This is a genomic window from Candidatus Eisenbacteria bacterium, from assembly GCA_016867495.1.
Classification (GTDB): Bacteria; Eisenbacteria; RBG-16-71-46; order CAIMUX01; family VGJL01; genus VGJL01.
On the sequence record VGJL01000237.1, the window covers coordinates 1 to 3,402 of the forward strand.

The 3,402-nt window shown below is 70.0% G+C and carries 3 protein-coding genes; all 3 read right to left on the reverse strand.

The window, feature by feature from the left end; translation table 11 throughout:
* Positions 1–1,180: FAD-binding protein (locus tag FJY88_12810; GenBank protein ID MBM3288210.1), on the reverse strand; the 1,180-nt coding region annotated here is incomplete at its 3' end.
* Positions 1,177–2,226: a dipeptide epimerase gene (locus FJY88_12815; protein ID MBM3288211.1), complete on the reverse strand. Its 1,050-nt coding sequence runs from the start codon at positions 2,224–2,226 to the stop codon at positions 1,177–1,179. The genes FJY88_12810 and FJY88_12815, both read right to left, overlap by 4 nt.
* Positions 2,223–2,912, reverse strand: coding sequence for a 7-cyano-7-deazaguanine synthase QueC (gene queC / locus FJY88_12820; protein ID MBM3288212.1), 690 nt, complete (start codon positions 2,910–2,912; stop codon positions 2,223–2,225). Before queC ends, FJY88_12815 begins: the two co-directional genes overlap by 4 nt.
* Between the last annotated feature and the right edge of the window lie 490 nt (positions 2,913–3,402).

Consider the following 3,402-nt stretch of genomic DNA (forward strand, 5'->3'; position numbering starts at 1 on the left):
CGATCTCTCCGGGTACCCGGGCGTCGTAGAGGAGAATCGGATGGAGGTTCCCATCCCCCGCATGGAAGACGTTCGCGATCTTCATGCTCTCCCTCTCGCCGATGCGGCGGATCGTCTCGAGCAGCTCGGCGATGCGGGATCGCGGCACGACGCCGTCCTGCGTGTAGTAGTCGGGAGAGGCGCGGCCCAACGCGCCGAAGGCCTGCTTGCGCACCCTCCAGAGGGCGGCCCGCTCGCGCGCGTCCCGCGCGGTCCGGATCTCGAGCGGATTGCGGGACTGTAAGGCGGCGAGCGCGAGATCAGCCTCCTCGTCGAGGCCGGCCGCCAGTCCCTCGATTTCGACGATGAGGACCGATCGGGCTCCCTGCGGGAAGCGGTATCCGAAGGCCGACTCCAGCGTGGCGAGGACTTCCCCGTCCATCATCTCGAGAGCGACGGGAAGAACGCCGGAGGTCAAGACGCCGCTCACGGCCGCGATCGCCTCCTCGGTCCGCGCGTAGGCGGCGAGGAAGACGCGGGCCTCCTCGACGGCCGGGATGAGATCGACCTCGATCTCGGTCACGACGCCGAGGGTTCCCTCCGATCCGCAAAGAAGCCCGACCCAGTCGGGGCCCGGCTCTCGGCCGAAGGCGACCACATCGCCCCCCGCCAGGACGACGGTCAGGGAGCGCACGTGCGTCGCCGTCACTCCATGGAGGAGCGTGTGCGGCCCCCCCGCGTTCTCGGCGACATTGCCGCCGATCGTGGCCACTTGCTGGCTCGACGGATCGGGGGCGAACCGGAGTCCCCGCTTCTCGGCTGCGGCGTTCAGGGCGAGGTTCGCCACGCCGGGCTGCACGCGGCAGCGGCGCTCGATCGGATCGATCTCGAGGATCCGCCTCATCCTCGTCAGGGCGAGGACCGCCGCGCCCGCGGGCGCGACCGCGCCTCCGGAGAGGCCGGTGCCCGCGCCGCGGGGAACGACCGGGACATCGTGCTCGGCGGCGAGGCGCAGGCACGAGGAGACTTCCTCCGTCGTTTCAGGGAAGAGGACGAGGGCGGGAGGCGAGCGGTGGAGCGTCAGGCCGTCCGATTCGTAGAGGATCCTCTCGTGCGGCTCGTCCATGACCCGCGCGGGGCCAAGGAGCGATCGCAGCGCGGAGGCGAACCGATCCATCGACCCATCCGTCGATCCCGTCATCGATCCCCTTCCGGGACGGCTCGCGAAGGCGCGGCGCGTCTCTCGACGCCCAGGCCGGGACCCGCGGGCGGGGCGAGGGCGGCGCCCTCATAATGGAGGCCCTGGTAAGGGTCGTCCTCGATCAACAGGGGCGCGTCGAGGTCGATCCTCTCGGCCAGCGCCTGGAGGTGGGTCGAGGCGGAGATCCCGAGGGAGCTCTCGAAGTAGCATCCGAGCAGGATCGACAGCCCGTGCGCGCGCGCCGTCTCGATCGCGCGGAGCGAGGCGCCGATGCCTCCCAGCTTGGCGAGCTTGACGTTGACGCCGTCGATGCCGCCGCAACGGATCGCGGCGTCGACATCCTCCCGGCCGAGGATCTCCTCGTCGAGGATGACGGGGATCCCGATCGCGGAGCGGAGAGAGCGGTACTCGGCCATCCGTCCGACCGGCATCGGTTGCTCGAGGATCTCGACGCCGGCCTCCCGCAGCGGCGTCGCCGCGCGGAGAAGCTGGTCGGGCTCGAAGGCCTGGTTCGCGTCGACCCAGATCCTGAGGCGCTCCCCGCCGAGGCGCCGGATCTCCTTGATCAGACCGAGATCGGTCGATGTCGTGACCTTGATCTTGAGGATCGGATAGCGGAGATCGATCCAGCGTCTCGCCGCCTCGAGCATCGCGCCGGGCTCGTCGATTCCCACGGAGACGCAGCTCTCGCGGCTCGCGCGCGGCAGGCCCAGCAGCTCGTGGACGGGGCGTCCCGAGAGCTTCCCCATCAGATCGTGGAGGGCGAGGTCGATGGCCGAACGCGCGGCCGCGGCCGGGATCTCCTGCAAGGTCGCGAGGAGATCGCCGATCGTCCGCCCGGCGATCGGATGCGACCGGATCTTGGCCAGATCCTCGTCGGGGGTGAGCGTGTAGGCCTCCCCCTCTCCCCAGACTTCTCCTACGCGGAGTCGCGCGTGGAGCGTCTTGTGATGGAGGAGCGTCTTCCAGTGGGTGCGGAAGGTCGAGCGCAGCGTGAGGGAGATCTGCCCGGCGAGGCACTCCTCGATGAGACGGTCCCTCGTCATGGCCGATCGGCCAGGCGGGGATCGATCTCCCCCGCGTCGCCGAATCCCTTCGCCCGCAGCCGGCACGCGTCGCAGAGGCCGCAGGGCCTTCCCGAGGGGAGAGGATCGTAGCAGCTCGAGGTCGCGGAGAAGTCGACGCCCAGCGAGCGCCCGAGCTTCACGACCTCCGCCTTCGACATCCGGAGAAGCGGCGCCCGGATCTGGATGGCCCGCCCCTCGACGCCAGCCCGGGTCGCCAGGGCGGCGAGGCGCGCGAAGGCTTCGAGGTACTCGGGCCGCGTGTCCGGGTATCCCCCGGCGTCCTCTGTGTGGGCGCCGATGTAGATCGCCTCCGCCCCGAGGACTTCCGCCCAGGCGAGGGCGAGGGAGAGGAGAATGGTGTTCCTCGCGGGGACGTAGGTGCTCGGGATCTCTCCATCCGGCGAGCGCTCCTCGTTCGCCTTGGGAACGGGACCGTCCCCGGTCAGGCTCGATCCTCCGAAAGAGGCGAGATCGACATCGAGGATCTTGTGCTCGCGCGCGAGGGCGAGGCGGGCGAGATTGCGCGCGCACTCGGTCTCGATCGCGTGCCGCTGCCCGTAGCGGACGGTGAGGGCGAAGACCTCCTCGCAGTCGCGCCGCGCCACGGCGAGCGCCACCGCCGAATCGAGCCCTCCGCTCAGGAGAACGACCGCGCGAGACGGCATCTACACTCCCCTCGTCTCCGGCCCCCAGATCGTCTTGTGGAGCTGGATCTGCAGCCGCACGGGCGCGCCGTCCTCGAGAATCCACCGCGCGAGATCGGCGGGGTCGAGGAATCCGAGGGCGGGGGCGAAGAGGACCGCGTGCCGATCGGCGAGTTGATGTGCCCTGACGACGTCGAGCGCCCAGTCGTAGTCCCCTCGGGAAGCGAGCACGAACTTGATCTCATCGATCCCGGGCTTGAGAAGGGGGAGGTTCTCCCAGAGGTTCGAGCGCTCCTCCCCGCTTCCCGGGCACTTGATGTCGTAGATCACGATGACGCGAGGATCGAGATCGGCGATCGAGACTCCCCCGCCGGTCTCGAGCAGGACCTCGTATCCCTCGTCGGCCAGGCGCGAGAGCAAGGCCGGGGCCCCCTTTTGCGCGAGCGGCTCGCCGCCCGTCACCTCGACGAGCCGGCAGGGATGGGCGCGAAGCTCATCGAGGATCCGCTCC

What these genes read in the sequence shown, in the direction of transcription:
- FJY88_12815 (MBM3288211.1), bottom strand. Translation starts at nt 2,226, where the DNA reads ATGACGAGGGACCGTCTCATCGAGGAGTGCCTCGCCGGGCAGATCTCC.
- queC (MBM3288212.1), bottom strand. Translation starts at nt 2,912, where the DNA reads ATGCCGTCTCGCGCGGTCGTTCTCCTGAGCGGAGGGCTCGATTCGGCG.